Source organism: Streptomyces sp. NBC_00358 (genome assembly GCF_036099295.1).
Lineage (GTDB): Bacteria > Actinomycetota > Actinomycetes > Streptomycetales > Streptomycetaceae > Streptomyces.
Window position 1 is genome coordinate 851,031 of the sequence record NZ_CP107976.1, and the last position, 18,324, is coordinate 869,354.

Annotated in this window: 17 protein-coding genes; 6 read left to right on the forward strand and 11 right to left on the reverse strand. The window is 70.4% G+C overall.

Translation table 11 applies throughout. The annotated features are described in order from the left end of the window. Positions 1-21: 21 nt before the first annotated feature. The 7 genes from OHT01_RS03475 to OHT01_RS03505 all read right to left on the reverse strand — a co-directional run bounded on the left by OHT01_RS03475 (position 22) and on the right by OHT01_RS03505 (position 6,874). Positions 22-681 carry an antibiotic biosynthesis monooxygenase family protein gene (locus OHT01_RS03475; protein WP_328551611.1) on the reverse strand — a complete coding sequence of 220 codons (660 nt, stop codon included), beginning with the start codon at positions 679-681 and terminating at the stop codon, positions 22-24. 186 nt (positions 682-867) lie between these two features. Next, positions 868-2,460 carry an MFS transporter gene (locus OHT01_RS03480; RefSeq protein WP_328551612.1) on the reverse strand — a complete coding sequence of 531 codons (1,593 nt, stop codon included), beginning with the start codon at positions 2,458-2,460 and terminating at the stop codon, positions 868-870. Between the two features lie 66 nt (positions 2,461-2,526). Then, positions 2,527-3,504 (reverse strand): DUF6081 family protein, encoded by a 978-nt coding sequence (locus OHT01_RS03485; protein WP_328551613.1) that lies wholly within the window; start codon positions 3,502-3,504, stop codon positions 2,527-2,529. Positions 3,505-3,506: 2 nt separating this feature from the next. Next, complete coding sequence (locus OHT01_RS03490; RefSeq protein WP_328551614.1) at positions 3,507-4,664, reverse strand: acyl-CoA dehydrogenase family protein; 1,158 nt, start codon at positions 4,662-4,664, stop codon at positions 3,507-3,509. 48 nt (positions 4,665-4,712) lie between these two features. Next, complete coding sequence (locus tag OHT01_RS03495; RefSeq protein ID WP_328551615.1) at positions 4,713-5,297, reverse strand: NADPH-dependent FMN reductase; 585 nt, start codon at positions 5,295-5,297, stop codon at positions 4,713-4,715. Positions 5,298-5,521: 224 nt separating this feature from the next. Beyond that, on the reverse strand, positions 5,522-5,986 hold the full coding sequence (locus tag OHT01_RS03500; RefSeq protein ID WP_328551616.1) for a nuclear transport factor 2 family protein: 465 nt from the start codon (positions 5,984-5,986) through the stop codon (positions 5,522-5,524). A 204-nt stretch (positions 5,987-6,190) separates the two neighbouring features. Further along, positions 6,191-6,874 carry a response regulator transcription factor gene (locus OHT01_RS03505; protein ID WP_328551617.1) on the reverse strand — a complete coding sequence of 228 codons (684 nt, stop codon included), beginning with the start codon at positions 6,872-6,874 and terminating at the stop codon, positions 6,191-6,193. A 435-nt stretch (positions 6,875-7,309) separates the two neighbouring features. Here OHT01_RS03505 and OHT01_RS03510 point away from each other — a divergent pair, with 435 nt between their 5' ends. Further along, positions 7,310-7,876: a TetR family transcriptional regulator gene (locus OHT01_RS03510; protein ID WP_328551618.1), complete on the forward strand. Its 567-nt coding sequence runs from the start codon at positions 7,310-7,312 to the stop codon at positions 7,874-7,876. A gap of 85 nt (positions 7,877-7,961) precedes the next feature. Here the strand turns inward: OHT01_RS03510 and OHT01_RS03515 are convergent, their stop codons facing one another. Further along, positions 7,962-8,639 (reverse strand): ScbR family autoregulator-binding transcription factor, encoded by a 678-nt coding sequence (locus OHT01_RS03515; protein ID WP_328551619.1) that lies wholly within the window; start codon positions 8,637-8,639, stop codon positions 7,962-7,964. 169 nt (positions 8,640-8,808) lie between these two features. On the opposite strand from OHT01_RS03515, the gene OHT01_RS03520 reads away from it, so the two are divergent. The 3 genes from OHT01_RS03520 (at position 8,809) to OHT01_RS03530 (ending at position 12,643) form a co-directional block, all read left to right on the forward strand. Beyond that, positions 8,809-9,795, forward strand: a complete 987-nt coding sequence (locus OHT01_RS03520) for a ScbA/BarX family gamma-butyrolactone biosynthesis protein (protein WP_328551620.1) — start codon at positions 8,809-8,811, stop codon at positions 9,793-9,795. Between the two features lie 545 nt (positions 9,796-10,340). Further along, positions 10,341-11,333 (forward strand): NAD-dependent epimerase/dehydratase family protein, encoded by a 993-nt coding sequence (locus OHT01_RS03525; protein WP_328551621.1) that lies wholly within the window; start codon positions 10,341-10,343, stop codon positions 11,331-11,333. A 47-nt stretch (positions 11,334-11,380) separates the two neighbouring features. Next, a complete protein-coding gene (locus OHT01_RS03530; protein ID WP_328551622.1) occupies positions 11,381-12,643 on the forward strand; it encodes a cytochrome P450 family protein in 1,263 nt (420 codons plus the stop codon). Between the two features lie 178 nt (positions 12,644-12,821). Here the strand turns inward: OHT01_RS03530 and OHT01_RS03535 are convergent, their stop codons facing one another. Both OHT01_RS03535 and OHT01_RS03540 read right to left on the reverse strand, forming a co-directional pair. Further along, complete coding sequence (locus tag OHT01_RS03535; RefSeq protein ID WP_405918374.1) at positions 12,822-13,196, reverse strand: WhiB family transcriptional regulator; 375 nt, start codon at positions 13,194-13,196, stop codon at positions 12,822-12,824. A gap of 291 nt (positions 13,197-13,487) precedes the next feature. Further along, entirely contained in the window at positions 13,488-14,570 is a 1,083-nt protein-coding gene (locus OHT01_RS03540) for an Lrp/AsnC family transcriptional regulator (protein ID WP_328551624.1), read from the reverse strand. A gap of 174 nt (positions 14,571-14,744) precedes the next feature. On the opposite strand from OHT01_RS03540, the gene OHT01_RS03545 reads away from it, so the two are divergent. Continuing rightward, on the forward strand, positions 14,745-16,211 hold the full coding sequence (locus tag OHT01_RS03545; protein ID WP_328551625.1) for an MFS transporter: 1,467 nt from the start codon (positions 14,745-14,747) through the stop codon (positions 16,209-16,211). Between the two features lie 99 nt (positions 16,212-16,310). Here the strand turns inward: OHT01_RS03545 and msrA are convergent, their stop codons facing one another. Next, on the reverse strand, positions 16,311-16,823 hold the full coding sequence (gene msrA / locus OHT01_RS03550) for a peptide-methionine (S)-S-oxide reductase MsrA (protein WP_328551626.1): 513 nt from the start codon (positions 16,821-16,823) through the stop codon (positions 16,311-16,313). 314 nt (positions 16,824-17,137) lie between these two features. Between msrA and OHT01_RS03555 the strand changes: the two genes are divergently transcribed. After that, positions 17,138-18,151, forward strand: coding sequence for an MHYT domain-containing protein (locus OHT01_RS03555; protein WP_328551627.1), 1,014 nt, complete (start codon positions 17,138-17,140; stop codon positions 18,149-18,151). Positions 18,152-18,324 lie beyond the last annotated feature (173 nt).

Consider the following 18,324-nt stretch of genomic DNA (forward strand, 5'->3'; position numbering starts at 1 on the left):
GGGTCCCGGACCGTCAGGTCCTCAGACCTTCGTCGCCTCGGTGATGTACGCGATCTTGAGCGTGTACTCGCGTACGTCGACGCCGTCGAGCGCGGCGGGCTTGGCACCCCGGGTGTCGCGCTCGGCGCGGAAGGCCCGGTAGGCCTCCTCGCTCTGCCACTGCGCGTAGCTGACGACGGCCTCACCCTCGAAGTCCCGGTGCACGGTGTGGGATATGTAGCCGGGTGTGGCGTCGAGCGCCGCGTTGGGCTGTGTCACCGCTTCGAGGAGCGTCTCCTGCTGGGACCTGGAGCGGGTCCGGGCCACCTCGATGACCGTGAACACGTCCGGCCGCTCCGAGATCTCGATCGCCGTGTCGTCCAGCGACGGGTTCTGCCCGGTGTGGACGACCTCGCAGTGGATGCTGTCGAACGTGGCGAAGGTCAGGACCTCTTTGAAGCGCTCCTGCCGGCCGGGGTCGACGAGGATGTTCTCCCAGGCGGCCTTGTCGCGCCACTGTATGTAGCTGATGACGGAGTTGCCGTCGTGGCTCAGGTGCGCGTTGACCGACACGAGTCCGGTCCGCTCGTCCGCGGCGCCGAGACTCTGCCAGATGTCGATCAGCCGGTGCTGGTGCTCCGGGGACGTCTCGAAGATGTTGACCAGTGTGTAGTACTGGTCCTTGACACTGATCCTCGTCATGCGAGGAACCTCCTTGTCGTTCCCGGCATGCCGGGGGCTGGGTGGTCCGGGCCGCCTGTCAGGCGGACCGGACCGGCGGGAGGACCGGAGTCCGGCCGGCGCCGGGGGCGGGGCTCGGCGAGTGGCGTCGGCACGCCGACGTGCGCGCCGAGCCCCGCGTCCGCGGCAGGGTCCGCCGGCCGGCGGCTAGTTCTGCGCGCCGGTGGGCACGGTCTCCTCGACGGCGCCCGCCGTCTGCGGCTCGGGCTGGGGCTCGGCGGTCGGCGCGGGGAGCGCCTTGCGCAGCAGTACGGCGACCAGCGCGGCCATCGCGAGGAGTACGCCGATGGAGACGTAGGAGGCGACCTCCATACCGTGGGCGAAGGCGTCGTGCGCGGCGGCACTCAGCTCACCACCGAGCTTGCCCGGGAGGTGGCCCGCCACGGCGGCCGCCTCGGAGACGCTGTTGCGGGCCGCGTCGTGGGCCGATCCGGTGACGCCCGAGGGCAGGTGGTCGTCGAGGGTGGAGCCGTAGACAGCGGTCGCCAGGCTGCCGACGAGGGCGATACCGACGGCGCCGCCCAGTTCGTTGGTGGTGGAGGCCAGCGCGGAGGCGGCGCCGGCCCGCTCGACGGGGGCGGCCTGGACGATGGTGCCGATGCCCAGCGCCATCACCGGGGCGAGACCGATGAACATGATCGCGGAGGAGACGACGGCCAGCGCGGTGCCGGAGTTCCCGTCGATCTGCGTCAGCACACCGAAGCCGACGGAGCCGACCAGCAGACCGGCGATGAGCACCGGCGGTGTGCCGATCTTCTGGGAGACGCCGGTACCGACCACGGCGGCGATGATGCCGGGGATGATGACCGGGAGCTGCCACAGACCCGCTTCGGCCGGCGACATGCCGAGCACGACCTGCATGTAGGTGGCCAGCAGGTACTGGATGCCCATCATCAGGCCGGTGGTCAGCAGCAGGGTGCCGACGGAGACGGAGAAGGCGGCGCGGGAGAACAGCGTGATGTCCATGAGGGGCACGGACAGGCCGCGCTGGCGCAGGACGAAGGCCACACCGAAGGCCAGGCCGATCACGAGGCTCAGGGCGGGCCAGATCTCGAATCCGTTGCGGGCCAGCTCCTTGATGCCGTAGACCGCGGGCAGGATCGCGGCCAGCGACATCCCCACGCTCAGCAGGTCGACACGGCCGCCGGCCGGGTCCTTGTACTCGGGCAGCAGCAGCGGTCCGGCGATCAGCAGCAGCACCATGACCGGCACGGCCAGCAGGAAGGGCGCGCCCCACCAGAAGTGGTCGAGCAGCAGCCCACCGGCGATCGGGCCGACGATCCCGCCGATCATGAACGACGTGGTCCAGATGGTGACCGCGTTCGTGCTCTCCTTCTCGTCCCGGAACATGACGCGCAGCAGCGACAGGGTCGAGGGGGCGAGGGTGGCGGCCGAGATGCCCAGCAGGGCCCGGGCGCCGATCAGCATCTCGGGGCTGTTGGCCTCGGCCGTCAGCACCGAGGCGATTCCGAAGAACACGGCTCCGATCATGAGCAGCCGGCGGCGGCCGATGCGCTCGCCGAGGGTGCCCATGGTGATGAGGAAGCCGGCGATGAGGAAACCGTAGATGTCGCTGGCCCACAGCAGCTGGCTGCTGGAGGGGTTCAGGTCGGCCGTCAGCTTGGGGACGGCCATGAACAGCAGCGTCAGGTCCATGGTCGTGAGCAGGGCGGGCAGGCAGAGGACCACCAGGCCGATCCACTCACGGCGGCCCGCCTTCGCGGGCGTTACTGCATTCACAACGAATTCCTTTACAACTGAATGGGGATGGCGGAGTTATCAGGTCGTCCGGGGCCGGGGCCGGCCTCAGACGGCTGCGACCGAGACGTCGCGCACGTTCAGCGCGACGCCCTGGCCCCAGAGGCGGTTGGCGGAAATGCTCTGTTCGTCGAGGAACTTCTGCGGCCAGGGCTCACCGGACCGCGGGTTGACGTAGTGGGCGGGCGCCGAGTCGATGCGCACCAGGCCGGTGCCCTCGGCGTCCAGAGCGCCGTCGAGGAGGGTGAACATGCCGATGCCGGTGATGAGTTGGCGCGGTGAGACGCCCTCCGGCTCGCCGGCGTGGTCGAGCAGCAGGTGCGCGCGGTCCAGGACCGGATGTCCGATGCGGTCCACCGACAGCACCTCCCGGCCGTTCACCTCCCATGTCACCGTGGCGCGTGCGCGGTTCACGGTGATCCGCAGCATGTCGACGTCTCCGGGGGCCCGTTCGGCGACCGGCACGGCGTAGGTGTAGGCCGCGTAGGTGGTTCCGGGTATGCGCAGCCGCTCGTAGTTCGCGTACACCTGGGTGTTGGTGACGAAGAATCCGAATATCGACGCGCTCTCCAGGTCCGCCGTGATCATCGATCCGCAGGCGAGCCGTGGATCGGCCTGCGCGTCGGTGACGGCCGCTCCGAAGGGGTGGTCCTCCGTGCCGTAGGTGGAGACCGCGAGGGTGGTGGTGCATTGGAGTGCGCCGGTCGCCGGAATGTCGAAGCCGGGCAGTCCGGTCCCCGCCGTACGGTTCGGCATGGCCGTCCACTTGACGTGGTCCCTCGTGCCCTCGCCTCCGTCGGCCTGCTGGCCGGTCGTCGAGACGAAGGCGGGGGCGCCGGTGCGCGGGTTGACTCCCGTGGGCACGACGGCGAGGCCGAGCGCCGACGCGTGGGCGACCCCGTCGCCGCCCGCGACCCCGGCGACGTCCTGGGTGTGCCAGGCTGCGTCAGCGCCGGTGGTGGTGAAGCCGTTCTCGAAGGTCTCGTGGAACAGTACGCCGTTCTGCACGGCTTCCGCGGTGCTCATGATCACGCTCTCTTCTCGGCTCGGGCGGCGTCGAGGGGGCCACGGGTGAAGGCCAGCGCGGCGGGTTCGAACTGCAGCACCATGTGGCTGGCGGCGGAGTTCACGTCCCTCCAGACGCGCTGCAGCGGGTCTGACGAGGACTGGCTGCGGGTGCCGCCGGAGCGGAAGAGGGTGTCCACGGCGCCTACGAGGAGCCGGGTGGCCAGCGCGCAGTCCCGGCGGTTGCGGACCAGGACGTCGTCGGTGGCCGGGGCCCGGTCGACGCTCTGCGCGGCGCGGGTCAGCAGCAGGCCGGCCGCGTCGATCTCGCCGGCCGCCCGCGCGTGGGCTATCCGCTGGGTCTCGCTCGGTTCCGTGCCGCGGGCGGCCTTGTCGGCGAGTGCGCGCGCCGACAGTTCCAGCGCGCCCCGGGCGGAACCCAGGACCGGTGCGGCGAAGGTGAGGCCGTTGACGGCGAACAGCGGCTGTGAGTGCCGGAGTTCGTCCGAGACCGCGCCCCGGCCCGCGAACATGTCGTCCATGGGGAAGGTCCGGTGCGCGGGGACGAGCACTTCGTCCAGGACGAGTGTGTGGCTGCCGGTCGCCCGCATCCCGACCGTGTCCCAGGTCTCCTCGATCCGGTAGGCGCTACGGGGTACGGCGAAGAAGCGGGCCTGGGGCCTGTCGTCCGCCCCCGGCACCATGGCCATCACCAGGGCCCAGTCGGAGAATTCGACACCGCTGGCGTAGGTCCAGGACCCGGACAGATGCCAGCCGCTGTCGGCCGCCTCGACGGTGGTGGCGGTGGAGACCAGGGAGCTGACCAGCCGGCTGTCCGGCCCGTCCGCCCAGATCTCGGCCTGCCCCTCGGCGGGCAGATAGGCCGCGAAGCGGGCGGTGTACGCGAGCAGCGAGCCGATCCAGGCGGCGGAGGCGCAGCCCTCTCCGACCGCGGCGACCGCCTCGGTGAGCGTGGCGAAGTCCGTCGGCTCGCCGCCATGAAGGGCCGGGACCAGCGCCCTGCTGAAGCCGGCCTCGACCAGGGCCTCCACCACGTCGGCGGAGAGCCGTCGTTCGCGGTCGGCCCGGGCCGCGTCGTGGCCCGCCGGCACACCTGCGGCCCGTGCGGCGGACACGAAGGTGTCCGAAGTGGTGCGGGGAGCGAGAAGCATCCCGGTCATGGCTGTCTCATTTCATGAACGTCTCGGCTGAGTGCGGGGCGGGCCGGCTCAGGCGCGGTAGGGGCGCTTGGCGCGCGCCTCGCGCAGCGCGGTGCCCCACCACACGAGCTGGTCGAGCATGGTCTTGGTCGCGGCGGAGCAGCCCGCCGGCTCCTTGGGGTTCCCGTCCGCGTCGAACGTGGCCGCGGCGCCGTGGAAGCTGACCGTGTCGCGCAGGGTCACGGCGTGCATCTCGGCGTAGACCTGGCGCAGTTGCTCGACCGCGCGCAGACCTCCGGAGAGGCCGCCGTAGGAGACGAAGCCGATGGGCTTGGCCTGCCACTGCGTGTAGTTCCAGTCGATCGCGACCTTGAGCGGTGCGGGGAAGCTGTGGTTGTACTCGGGGGTCAGGACGACGAACGCCTCGGCCGCCTCCAGGCGGGCGCTGAGGGCCGCGGCCGTCGCCGCGTCCGCCGGGGCGGGGGCGTCGGTCACCGCCACCGGCAGCGGGTAGTCGGCCAGGTCGACGATGTCCAGCCCGATGGCGTCGTTCTGCCGGGCCTCTTCGGCGAACCACTTCGCGATGGTGGGTCCGAACCGGGTGGCGCGGGTGCTCCCGATCACCAGGGCTACTCGAAGGCTTTCCTCGGACATGGGGATCCTCACGGTCGAAGGTGTGCTGTGCGGAGGGTGGTTCACCCGGGCGGTCCGTCCGGGTGCGGCGGACCGGTACGCCTCCGCGTCGGGTCCGGGTGGAGTGCGGTGCGGTGCGGCGGGCCGTCCCCACGTCACCGCCGCACCGCCCCGGCACCCGCTACCGGTACGACCGTGGCCTCCGCTACTGCCACGGCCGCACCGGGGTCGGTACGGGCCGGAGGTCAGACGACCTGGCGCCGGGCGCCGTCGGCGTCGCGCGGTGACCACCACAGCGCGGTGGTCTCGGCACCGGCGCCCAGTACGGTCCAACGGCCTTCGACGATGCGGCCGTTGCTCCAGCTCAGCAGGTGCAGGGCCTCGACGGCGAAGGTGTCGTAGGGAGAGGTGCTGTCCGCCGCGGCCCCGGCGCGCACCGCCGATATGCGGTTGACGTCGACCGAGTAGCCGGCTTCGGCGTTCACCAGGACGGTGACGTTGTCGCCGTGCATCGTGCCGCCGGAGAGCCGGAACATGTTCCCGAAGAACTCCAGGAAGGCGTCGAGACCTTCGTACCAGCCCGAGTAGGCGTGCAGTCCGGGCACCTCGAAGCGCACGTTCTCGTCCCAGAATTCGGTGATTTTCTCCCGGTCGCCGGTTCCGAGGGAGGCCCAGGCGGCGCCGACGCGCTCGGCTGTGAGATCAGACATGGTTCTTCGTTCCTTTCGAAGTTCTTCTGTTCGGGCGGCAGTCGGTGCGGTGGCACGCCGATCGGCGCGCCGGCCGCGGCGTCGAGGTCGGTTCCGCTCAGCACGGGGCCGAGGGCACATCGGCGCGCTCCGCGAGGGAGAACTCACCCGCGGGCGCCGCCAGTCAGCGGCTGAGGAGCCGAACAGGGCCGTGAATGGCCGGAGTCAGCAGTCGCCGGTGGGTTCGAAACAGAGTCCGACACCGCGGATCGTCGTGATCCATTCGTCGGGTCCGAGCTTTCTGCGCAGGCTGGCCACATGGGTGTCGATCGTGCGGCTGGGCGGCGACCAGTGCTCGCCCCACACCTGGCTCATGAGCCGGCGCCGCGACACGACCGAGCCCGGCTGCGAGGCCAGCAGGCACAGCAGGTCGAATTCCTTGCGGGTGCACTCCACGCGCCTGCCGCGCAGCGTGACCTCCCGCAGTTTCATGTCTATGCGCAGCGAACCCCACTCCATGACGTCCTGCGCGCGGTCCTGGCGCAGGCTGCGACGCATCACGGCGCCGATCCGCGCCGTCAGCTCCCGCAGGTCGTACGGCTTGAGGAGGCAGTCGTCGGCCCCCGCCTCGAGAACGAGCACCTGGTCCCACTCACTGCGGCGACAGGTGAACGCGATGATGGGCGTGTCCCCCGCCGCCCTGATCGCCGCGCACACGTCGAGGCCGTGCAGGTCCGACAACTCCAGGTCCAGCAGCACCAGATCCGCGTGCTCGTACATCTCCAGCGCCTTGCCGCCGCTGTCGACACTGACAACGTCGCAGCCCTGCCGTCTGAGACTGTGGGCGATCCCCCGTTGTGCGTTCACATCACTTTCCACCACGAGCACACGCCACGTCACGTCAGCCACGTGTACTCCCGACCCGAGAACCGGCCCTTCCCACGATGCGCCGCGTTGCGCACCGGAAGTGCGATGACGGTGATGCATGCCGCGTGTTCTGTGCCGAACTGTGCCCGGCTGGCTCATGCGACGTCCCCCTGTTCCTGCGTGGACTCCCACGCCGAAATCGTTCAAGCATCGCCAGACTACAAACCGACACGCATGTATGTCAACGCGCCGCGAGTGGCTTGGAGCACACCTTCCGGGGCGTGAGTGACACCGGAAAATCGGTCATAAGCCATCGAAACGGTCACAGGTCACTCGGAGTCGCTGGACCCGACGGCCGATAAAAGCCCAGTACGAGCCGGGTAAAGATACAGGCGTGAATGTTATATTCACCTCCCTTGCGGCGCGGACCCGGATCCGAAGGACCGCAAGCCACCTGCACGAACGTGAGGAGTCGGCATGAGAGACAAGGCGGCCCGGACCCGCTCCCAATTGATACGTTCGGCCGCGACGGTCTTCGCCGAACACGGCTACTCAAGAGCGAAGTTGTCCACCATCTCCGCGGACGCGGGAGTGAGCAGAGGGGCACTCCACTTCCACTTCCCCAGGAAGGAGGCCCTGGCGGACGCGGTGGAGGCCGCCGCGGCCGAACGCTTCACGGAAGTGACGGGCGAGCCGGGGGAAAACGCCGACGGGGACCTTTCGCAGGCCGTACGGGCCTTCGCCGAGCTGTACAAGCGTGATGTCACCTTCCGCGCCGGAGTACTCCTGAGCTGCGAAAAGGACCGGAAGTCCACGGTGAACCTGCTCCAGCGATGGGAGGAGTACGTGACGACCGCCGTCGCGGCCGCGGAGCACGGGACACCTCGTTCACGCCCGGGAACGGCGAGGCACGCCTCCAGCGCGATCGTCGCCCTGACCGTGGGACTGGCGTTCCTCTGGCACGAGAACGATCAGTGGCTCGCCGAGTCAACCGTCAGCGGAGTATGGAATCTGCTGCCACCTCTTGTCGGCCGTATGGGCTGAGGAAGCACCGAAGGGCCGGGGCCACCACCGCGAGGGTGGACCCCGGCCCTTCGACGTTCGTTCGGCGAACCGAACGCGCGGAGACTCAGCAGTCGCCGGCTTCGCCCTCCCCGGCCTCCCGCGCCGCCGCCAGCGCGCTGAGCTCCTCCCCGACCTTGAGCCCGCGCTCCGGGCCGAGGTCGAGCTGCACCAGGACCGAGGGCTCCGCGATGCTGGGAAGCACATGCTTCAGCAGGGTCCGGATCCGCGCCTCCAGATCCACCCATCCGGTCATGACCTGCGAGAAGAGCTGCACTCCGGTGAAGCAGGAGCAGAGCAGCTCGGCCGTCTCCATCAGATCCACGTGCGGGCGCAGCTCACCCTGGGCGCGCGCCTGTTCGAGGATCCGGTGATTGCGGTCGACCCAGGTCCTGAAGGGAAGCTTCCGGTCCAGTCCGACCGAGTCCAGTTCCAGTGACAGCCGGACGCTGCCCTGCAGCACGGGGTCCCTGGTCAACTGACACGCGAAAACCAGCCCCAGGTCGACCAGTTCCTGGAGCTTGATGTCCCGGACGACGACCGGGATGTCCGCCTGGCTGGCGAGCACGGTCCGCGCGAGCTCCTCCTTCGAGGAGAAGTGGAAGTAGACCGCCCCCCGGGTGAGGCCCAGCCTCTTGAGAACGTCGGCGACGGTCGTGGCGCTGTAACCACGTTCGGCGAAGACGGATCCTGCGGCCTCCAGGATCATGCGTCGGGTCGCGAGACCTCGTTCCTGCGTCGCCATGGGCCTTACCTCCGGGGCTGTGCGGCAATCTGTGCGGGCGGAGCCGGTTTAACCCACCATTAATCTCACTATGTGAGACACCCCATTGAGCTACATACCGACTCGCACGTATGTTACGTCCCGCTCGGGGTCAACTCGAGCTCAGCTTCAGCATTCCTGGGGGGAAGGCATGCAAGCCATAGCTGTGCGCGTGGAAGAGAGACAGGACTCTACGCGAGAAGAAACGGACATATCACTTGATATACCGTCCCATTCGGTCACCAAAGAGCTGGTGCACCGCACGAACCCGTCGGATGTCCTGCCCGTCGGATGGCGACCTCTGACCAAGGATCGCTATCTGATCAGCGTCGCATGGCCCGAGGACCACCCGTTCTACACACGGGTGCATGGTAACCACGCGGCGAACCTGATCGGCGAGACCATCCGGCAGTGCGGTCTGCTGCTGGCCCACGCCGCCTACGATGTTCCGCTCGGCCACCAATTCGTGATGTGGGACATGACGTACACCCGGGAGCCGGCCCGTCCGGCCGCCCGTCCCGGGACCCACCGGATCGAGGTCGAGGTGGTCTGTTCGGACCTCCGCGTCCGCGGTCGCCGGCTGGGAGCCATGACCTGCGAGATGACCCTGCGCGCGGACGGCAGGACCGTGGCTCGGGGCGGCGGTCGCTTCGACATCGTCAGCCCCGCCGCGTACCGCAGGCTGCGCGGGGACCAGATCCGCACCGCCGCGCAGCCGGCGGTCCAGCCCGCGCCCGTCGCGCCCGGCATCGTCGGCCGCACACGGGCGATCGACGTACTGCTCGCTCCGGCTCCCGAGGCGCAGTGCACGACGGACACACCGTCGGGCCGATGGCAACTGCGCGCGGACTTCGGGCACCCGACCCTGTTCGACCACCGCAACGACCACTTCCCGGGCATGGTCCTCGTCGAAGCGGCGTTCCAGGCCGCAAACGCGATCACCGCACCGGCCCTGCACCACCACACCTCCGCCGAGATCGCGTTCCTCGGGTACGTCGACTACGGCCACCCGTGCTGGATCGAGGCCCGCACCCGGCCCGCCGACCCGGCGCAGCCGGCGGCGATCGAGGTCACCGGGCACCAGAACGGCCGACTGATGTTCTCGGCCCTGCTCGAAGGCACTTCGGCACACGGCTGACAGTCCCTTCGTCCGCTCGCCCGTCGTACGACGGGGCCTGTGTCGCCGTCGACCGCCCCGCTTCACCCGCGCTTCGCCACCGCTGCCGGAGCCTCTCGTTCCTCATCACCGAACACGGTGTCCGGCATGGGACAGACCTGCGCGAATCCCTTCTCGTCACCGTCACTGACGCCTGGTGGCGCCCATTCGTACGCCCTGTGCACAGGGCCTCCGCGGGGGTGCCACCAGGCGGTTCACACGGCTGCCCGCCGAGGGGGACGGCGAAGCCACCACGCGCCGCACGACGCCTCGCGGTGCGTCGGCGCGCGACCGACACTCCGCTTCAGAACAGGAAAGGATCCGACTCCTGTGACGCACGTCTTCACGGCCGAGAACACCGGCCGGCCATCCCCGCACACGTCCAACTCCCGTCCACAGCAAGTCTTTTCCAACGGTGACAGCGCTGTCATCGTAGCCCGCACCACCGGAATTCCCGCCTCCCGCACACAGAGCTGGCCGGTCTCTTTCGCAAACAGGCGTGATCACGAGCGGTGGGTGAACGCGGCGTGAGCGACGACTCGTCCACCATCCTCGTCACCGGCGCGACCGGGTACATCGGCCACCGGGTCGTCCACCGGCTGCTGGCCGACCCGACGCGGCCACGGCTGCGGCTGCTGGCCCACGAGACGAACGTGCCGGACTGCTGCGCGGAGACGGCGTCCGTCGTCCGCGGCAGCCTCACCGAGCCCACGTCCCTGCGCGATGTGTGCCGCGGTGTCGACACCGTCCTGCACCTCGCCTCGGCGATCACACAGGACCCTGCCGTCGCCCACGCCGTCAACGCCCGGGGAACCGAGAACCTGCTGGCCGAGGCGCACCGGTCCGGCGTACGTCGCTTCGTACGGCTGAGTACCGCCGCCGTCTACGGGAAGGGGCCCCACCGGGGTGAGCCGCGCCCGCCCGAGCGTCCGCTGTCGGTGACCAGCGCCTCGCGGCTCGCGGGCGACACGAGCGTCCTCGCCGCCGGCGGTGTCGTCCTGCGCCCCTACCTCGTCTACGGCGCCGGTGACCGGTGGGTCGTCGCCTCGCTCGCGAGGATGATCACCCTGCTGCCGTGCTGGATCGACGGGGGGCGGGCCAGGCTGTCGCTGATCGCGGTCGACGACCTGGCCCGCGTCACGGCGGCCCTGGCAACCCGGGCCGCGCCGCTTCCCGCGTCAGCCGTTCTGCACGCGGCCCATCCCCGGCCGGTGGCCGTGCGCGATCTGCTCACGACGTTGTGCCGGCACCTGGGGCTTCCGTCGCCGCACGGTGACGTGTCGTCGGCGGAACTGGCGGAGCGCTTCGGCGGCTCGGCCGATCCGGCCATGGCTCTGCGGCTCGCCCAGTTCGGCACCGACCACTGGTACGACAGCGCTCCGCTGTGGGCCCTGACCGGTGTCGAACCGGGCCCCGGGTTCACGGACGACTTCGGCGCCTGTGCCCCCTGGTACCGCGAGCACCTGCGGGACCTGGTACCCGCCGCCGCAGTTCCCGCCGCCGTACCTCCGGCCGCCTGACCATGCGTCCTGCCATCGGCCACCCCCACCAGAAAGCGGAATCGACGATGCACCCCACGCAGTCCCCCCAGCAGCCCGCGACGTGCCCCTTCGCCATCGACCCCAGCGGCCGTGACATCCAGGGCGAGATCGGCCGGATCCGGCAGCGCGGCCCGGTGACCCGGGTCGAACTCCCCGGGGGCGTACCCGCCTGGTCGGTCACCAGCGCCGATCTGATCAAGCGGCTCCTGCTGGACCCGCGCGTCTCGAAGGACGCCTACCGGCACTGGCCGGCCTGGATCGACGGGGAGGTCACCGCGGAGTGGCCGCTGTCCATCTGGGTCTCGGTACAGAACATGGTCACGGCGTACGGCTCCGAGCACGCGCGCATGCGCCGCCCGGTCGCCGGCGCGTTCGGTATTCGCCGCGTCAACGCGCTGCGGCCCCGCATCGAGAAGATCGTCGAAGAGCTGCTGGAGCGGCTTGCGGATCGGTCGGCCGCCGCGCCCGACTCCGTCGTGGATCTGCGGGAGCACTTCGCGCACCCGCTGCCCAGCAGTGTCGTGTCCGAACTCTTCGGCGTGCCCGAGTCGGCTCGCGGGGAACTGCTCCAGATCATCAAGGGGTTCTTCGCGACCACGTCCTCGGCGCAGGAGGCGCAGAGCAATGTCGTCCGCCTCTACGCGACCATGAACGACCTCATCGCCCTGAAGCAGCGGGAGCCCGGCGACGACCTGACCACGGACCTGATCGGCGCCCGTGACGAAGACGGCGCGGTGATGAGCGAGAAGGAGCTCGCGGACAACCTCATCCTGCTGCTCACCGCCGGTTACGAGACGACGGTGAACCTCCTGGACAACGCCGTCACCCGGCTGCTCGCCCATCCCGACCAGCTCGAACTCGTCCGTTCCGGGCAGGCCTCCTGGGACGACGTCATCGACGAGTCACTGCGCCTGGACGCGCCCGGTGCGCACTCCGTACTGCGCTACGCCGTGGAGGACCTGGAGATCGGCGGGGTGACCATCGCCCGCGGTGAGGCGATCACGATCTCGTACGCCGCCGCCGGCCGGGATCCCGACCTGCACGGGGACGACGCCGACCGTTTCGATGTCACCCGCGCGACCCGTGGTGACCATCTGTCCTTCGGGCACGGCGTGCACTACTGCCTGGGGGCCCAACTGGCCCGCCTGGAAGCGTCCATCGCGCTCTCCGCGCTCTTCGCCCGCTTCCCCGGCCTGCGCTCCGCCGTACCCGCGGGCGGGCTGCGGCCGCTGGAGTCCTTCATATCCAACGGCCACCAGGAGGTTCCGGTCGCGCTGACCACGCCGTGACATCCCCGGGGGCCGAACGGTCCCCGGGACTCGGACACTCACGGTGACTCCACGCAGGCCGTCGCCCTCTTCCCGAAGGCCGTCGCATGACGCGAACGACCTTCACGGACACCGGAGTTCGAGTCCGGTCTCCGGCGTTCCCGAACGCCGGAGGCCGAGGCCGGCCCGCGTCGGAGCGTCAACTCGCCCTGTGGACGACAGCCGTGGCGTCGTGGGTGCGGTCGTGCTCCACCCGGGCCGTCTCCAGGAGGTGCAGCCAGGAGGTGACCGTCGGGCGGCGGCGCAGCAGGGCCCGGCGCTCGCGCTCGGTCATGCCTCCCCAGACGCCGTGCTCGATGCGATGGTCCAGCGCGTACGCGAGGCATTCGGTGAGAACGGGACAGCCGCTGCACAGTATTTTGGCCCGGTTCTGCGCGGCGCCCTCGACGAACAGGTCGTCGGGATCGGCCGTACGGCACAATCCCCGGTCGCTCCAGTCGGTGCTCGTCATCTCGTGATGCCGTCCTCTCCCCTGGCCCCCGCCTGCGAGTTGCCCGCCTGCCCTGAGCAACAGGCATATGACACTACGCCTTTCGAGGACCGTCACTCTATCTGCAGTACGTCACCACACCTTCGAGTGAGCGCGGCTTGCCTCTCGCACACAGGAGCGCTATGGAGGTGACTCATAGGTTTACGGTCCGGGTCGGGGTTCGGTTCAGCGCGGCCGGGTAGTGGTGCTGCCGGTGATCGAACTCAAGGACAACGACTACCGCTGAGCCCATCGGCGACACCGGAGACCTCGGAGGCACACCCGCGAATCGGCCGGCTACCGGAAACGCCTCGGGGAACGCCGGGGCCGCCCTGTTCAGACCGTACGCAGCGTCGCCGCCGCCTTGTAGGTGCGCAGCACCGGCGCCGTCTCGATCCGTGTCACCGCTTCCCAGGCCACCCGCCGCGTCAGGTAGTGGTGCAGCGCCTCCCCGTCGCGGCACAGCGCGTGGGCGACCAGGTTCGTCGGACCGGTCGTCGCCGCGACCACCGCGAGTTCGTCGTGGCGGGCCAGCGCCGTCGCCACCGTCTCCAGGTGGGCGGGGGCGACCTGCATCCACAGCAGCGCGGACACCGTCACGCCCAGCAGCGCCGGATCGATGTCGACGTCGAAGAACAGCGCGTCGCGCGCCCGTAGTCCGGCCAGTCGGCGGGCGGCGGTGGCCGCGGTGGTCCCGGTGGCGCCGGCCAGATCCGCGTAGCTGAGACGCGCGTCCTCGCGCAGCGCGGAGATCAGCAGCCGGTCCGCTTCCGTGAGGAGGTGTGCGGGGGCGTCGAACACTGCCGGGCCGGAGCCGCCCGCCGTGCCCGACCGGCCGGAGCCGGCCACCGTGCTCGACGTGCCCGCCGCGCCCGCGCCGCCCGCCGTACCCGTGCCGCCCGCCGTGCCCGCCGTACCGGTCTCGGCGCGCAGTCGCGCCTCCTGGTCGGAATCCAGGGCGTCGATCCGCCCGCGCCAGGCTGTCGGGCCGCCCAGATAGGTGTGCAGCAGATAGTGCGCCGACACGGCGGTGATCCCCGCGGTACGGGGGATGTCACGCAGCAACAGCGCGTGCGCGTCCGGACCGGCGGGCTCGGTGTGGATGATCGCGACGATCTCGGTGCCCCCGGAGGTCAGTCGTACCCAGGAGGTGTCAGGACGCCGGGCGAGCGCCAGCGCGATGTCGTGCGCGCTGCGCGTCGCCGCGGTCAGCCGTACGAACCACTGGTGTGTGCCCGAACTGCGGGGCGCGGGCAGGGCGACCACGCGCAGACCGGCCTGCGCGTGGAGCCGGCGGTAGCGGCGGACCACGGTCTGCGTGGAGGAACCCAGAATCTCGGCGACGAGGGTGAACGGCGCCCGTGCGTCCACGTGCAGGGCATGGATCAGTCCCCGGTCCAGCTCATCCAGTACGAGCACATTCACCAGATTAGTCGCCGTGGATGGAAGTAATCATCGATGTCGGCCGAAGGAATGGAAGCCCACCGGAACAGGACGGCACCGTGGTCCCGGCCGCTTTCCGTGCGGCGGCCGCGTCGTCCACGGCCCGGCCGTCACCGGCAGCCAGGCCGTACAGCCCCCCGGGGGGAACCCATGTCCCGCGCCCCTGAACGCTCCACGCATCGCACCGCCGGCCCAGGCGGGCCCGCCACCCTTGCCCCGCAGGAGTCCAGCCACCGCGGGCTCGCTCTCGCCGCGGTGCTGACCGCCGAGGCGATGAACCTGCTCGACGCCACGATCGTGCAGGTCGCCGGCCCCGTCATCCACACCGACCTCGGCGGGGCGCAGGCCGCGATCCCGTGGTTCAGCGCCGCCTACACCCTCGCCTTCGCCCTCGGTCTGCTGACCTGTGCCCGGCTCGGCGACCTCGTCGGCCGCAGGCGGGTCTTCCGCGCCGGTGTCGTCGCGTTCGCAGTCACCTCCCTGGCCTGCGCGCTCGCACCGGGCGCCGCGACCCTGATCGCGCTGCGGGCCGTGCAGGGCGCGGCAGCGGCCGCGATCATCCCGCAGACCTTCGGACTCATCCGCGCCCTGTACGAGGGTGACGAACTCACCCGGGCCCTCGGCATGATCGGCCCGGTCATGGGCCTGTCCGCGGTACTCGGCCCGGTCCTCGGCGGCGTCCTGACCCACGCGGACCTGTTCGGCTCCTCATGGCGTGCGGTCTTCCTCGTCAACCTCCCCCTGGCCGCCGCGGTCCTGGCCGCATCCCCGTACCTGACCGAGGACCGCGCGCCGATCCGGCCCCGCCTCGATCCGGTCGGCACCGTCCTCGCCATGCTCGGCACCGCCCTGGTCGTCTGCCCGTCGGCCTCCGGGAGTCCAGGGGCCGGCCAGTGGGCCGTCGCCGCCGTGGGAGCCGTGCTCCTGGGCCTGTCCGTGGTGCATCAGCGCCGCGCCGGCCGGCGCGGGCGTGCCCCGCTCGTCGAACCGGCCCTGCTGCGCGGCCGGGCGTTTCCCGCCGCGCTGGCCACGTCGACGCTGTTCTTCGCCGTCATGAACGGCGTCATGATCACCGTCGTCCTGCATCTCGAACTGGGCCTCCACGACGGTCCGCTCACCGCGGGACTCACTTTGCTGCCGTGGTCCGCCGGACTCGCGATCGGCTCCTGGGCGGCCGGTACCCGCCCTGTCACGCGGTACGGAACCCGCGTCATGCACACCGGCGTCGCCGTCCTCGCGGTCGGCCTGGCCGCCGCCGTCCTGGCGTACCGGGGTGCCGACCCGGGCGGCTATCCGGCCGTGCTGCCCGCCGCGCTCGCCGTGGCGGGGCTGGGCACCGGCCTGTTCACCCCGCCGTTCTTCGGTACGGCGCTGCGCGGGGTCGGCCCGCAGGAGACCGGCTCGGCCGCCGGTCCGCTGAACGCCGTGCAGCAGCTCGGCGGCACGCTCGGCGTCGCTGCCATCGGCGGCGTCTACCTGGGGACGGCCGGGGACGCGCGTACCGCGGCCGAGCACGCGCTCGGAGCCACCGCGGTCGTGCTGGCCGCGACGGCGGTGGCGGCCACGGTGATGACCGCGCACCCGTCCGACCGCGCACGCCCGGACCACGCGCGATGAGCCGCCGACGGCTGATCGCGGACCGGGAGACGGCCGCGGCCCTCTCCCGGGCGACCGGCGCCGCAGCCGCAGTCGCGGCCGCGGGGCATCAGGCCCGGCTCACGCTTCCGCGCGCCTCGGCAGCCGCCAGTTCGGACGTACGAAGTGGCAGGTGTAGCCGTCGGGGTAGCGCTGCAGGTAGTCCTGGTGTTCCGGCTCCGCGTTCCAGAAGGGACCGGCCGGCGCGACCTCTGTCACGACCTTCCCCGGCCACAGGCCCGAGGCGTCGACGTCGGCGATGGTCTCCTCGGCGACCCGCTTCTGCTCGTCGTCGGCGTAGAAGATGGCGGAGCGGTAGCTGAGACCGATGTCGTTGCCCTGCCGGTTCTTCGTCGACGGGTCGTGGATCTGGAAGAAGTACTCCAGGATCGTCCGGTAGTCGGTCTCCGTCGGATCGAACGTGATCTCGATCGCCTCGGCGTGCGTGCCGTGGTTGCGATACGTCGCATCGGCCACGTCGCCGCCGCTGTATCCCACCCGGGTGTCCAGTACACCCGGGAACGTCCTGATCAGATCCTGCATGCCCCAGAAGCAGCCGCCCGCCAGCAGCGCCTTCTCCTCGTTCCGGCTCATCGCACGCACCCTTCTCCCTTGTCTCCGTCGAACGCGCACGGGCACCGCGCGCGTTCCCGGCGGTCCGTCTCCCCCGCCGTCGTGGCGCCGTGGCACCGATCTGCACAAGCCGGAGGGGCCGGTCGAAATTCCCGGCCCGGCCCCTTCGGGCCGAGGGAAGCCGATCATCACCCCGGCGGTCCGGTCCGACCGCCCGGAGGACAGCCATAACGATCGTGCAATGTTCAATCAGCATCGGCCTGAGAATTTGCTATCGCTACCAAAGAAAGGGCTCAATGTCCTTGCTATGTCAGCAGAAAAGCGTTAGGGAGCGGATGAACGGCACGATCGACGGCTTCAGCTACGGGCTGGTCACACCGGTGGCCGCCTACGTCATGGCCTGCGTGGGCTCGGCGTTGGGGCTGCGCTGTGTGGTGCGGACGGTGCATCACGAGCCCGGCTGGAGGCTGGGCTGGCTCGCTCTGGGAGCCAGCGCTCTCGGCTGCGGCATCTGGACGATGCACTTCATCGCCATGACCGGGTTCTCCGTAGCGGAAACACCCATCACCTACGACGTCCCGCTGACCGTGCTCAGTCTCGTCGTGGCGATCGTGGTGGTCTCCGCGGGCGTGTTCATCGTCGGGCATCGCGGTGCCACCCGGACCTCCCTGACCGTGGGCGGAAGCATCACCGGCCTCGGCGTCGCGATGATGCACTACCTCGGCATGTTCGCGATGCAGCTCAACGGAGACATCAGCTACAACGCGTTCACCGTGGGCCTGTCCGTGGTCATCGCCCTCGTCGCGGCCACCGCCGCGCTGTGGGCGGCCGTCTCCGTGCAGGGCTTTCTCCGCACCCTCGGTGCCAGCCTCGTCATGGGCCTGGCCGTCACCGGCATGCACTACACGGGCATGGCCGCCGTGAGCGTCCATCTCCACAACGGAATTCAGACGGCCACCAGCGGCCAGGAGGGCACCTCGCTCCTCCTGCCCATGCTCCTCGGCCCGATCATCTTCCTCATCCTCGCCGCGGCCATCGTCATGTTCGACCCGGTCCTGATCCTCGGGGACAGCGACTGGGACAAGCCCGCCAAAGGACGCTCCAAGGTCGTGGCGCGCGGCAAGCGGAACGCGGCGCCCGTTCCCGCGCCCGTGCCCGCCCCGGCGTACGGTGTCGGGGCCCCTTCGGTGCCGATGGCGCAAAGCGGCGCTCAGGGCGACGGCTGGCCGTCGGCCCCGCACCAGCCCCACGCCGCCTACGAGCGCGCCCCCCAGTACAACGACACGGGCGCCCGGTACGGCGACACGGGCTCCACCGACGTCTACGGAGCCCGGCACGAGGCGGAGTAGTCCCTCCGTCCATCCATTCCCGGCCGATGGCCCGGCCGACGCGTTCACCTCGCGTCGGCCGGGCCATCGCCACAGGTGGCCCTTTTCAGCACGCAAACCGGCCCGGCCGCTCCGGCGAGGGGTGCGGCGCGAGGTGATTCCCGGTGGCGGAATCCGGTCCGTGCCACGCCCCT

Coding starts and splice junctions, on each gene's coding strand:
- OHT01_RS03545 (WP_328551625.1), top strand. CDS start 14,745: ATGTCCCGCGCCCCTGAACGCTCCACGCATCGCACCGCCGGCCCAGGC.
- OHT01_RS03475 (WP_328551611.1), bottom strand. CDS start 681: ATGACGAGGATCAGTGTCAAGGACCAGTACTACACACTGGTCAACATC.
- OHT01_RS03495 (WP_328551615.1), bottom strand. CDS start 5,297: ATGTCCGAGGAAAGCCTTCGAGTAGCCCTGGTGATCGGGAGCACCCGC.
- OHT01_RS03510 (WP_328551618.1), top strand. CDS start 7,310: ATGAGAGACAAGGCGGCCCGGACCCGCTCCCAATTGATACGTTCGGCC.
- msrA (WP_328551626.1), bottom strand. CDS start 16,823: ATGAGCCGGAACGAGGAGAAGGCGCTGCTGGCGGGCGGCTGCTTCTGG.
- OHT01_RS03500 (WP_328551616.1), bottom strand. CDS start 5,986: ATGTCTGATCTCACAGCCGAGCGCGTCGGCGCCGCCTGGGCCTCCCTC.
- OHT01_RS03485 (WP_328551613.1), bottom strand. CDS start 3,504: ATGAGCACCGCGGAAGCCGTGCAGAACGGCGTACTGTTCCACGAGACC.
- OHT01_RS03490 (WP_328551614.1), bottom strand. CDS start 4,664: ATGACCGGGATGCTTCTCGCTCCCCGCACCACTTCGGACACCTTCGTG.
- OHT01_RS03555 (WP_328551627.1), top strand. CDS start 17,138: ATGAACGGCACGATCGACGGCTTCAGCTACGGGCTGGTCACACCGGTG.
- OHT01_RS03520 (WP_328551620.1), top strand. CDS start 8,809: ATGCAAGCCATAGCTGTGCGCGTGGAAGAGAGACAGGACTCTACGCGA.
- OHT01_RS03515 (WP_328551619.1), bottom strand. CDS start 8,639: ATGGCGACGCAGGAACGAGGTCTCGCGACCCGACGCATGATCCTGGAG.
- OHT01_RS03530 (WP_328551622.1), top strand. CDS start 11,381: ATGCACCCCACGCAGTCCCCCCAGCAGCCCGCGACGTGCCCCTTCGCC.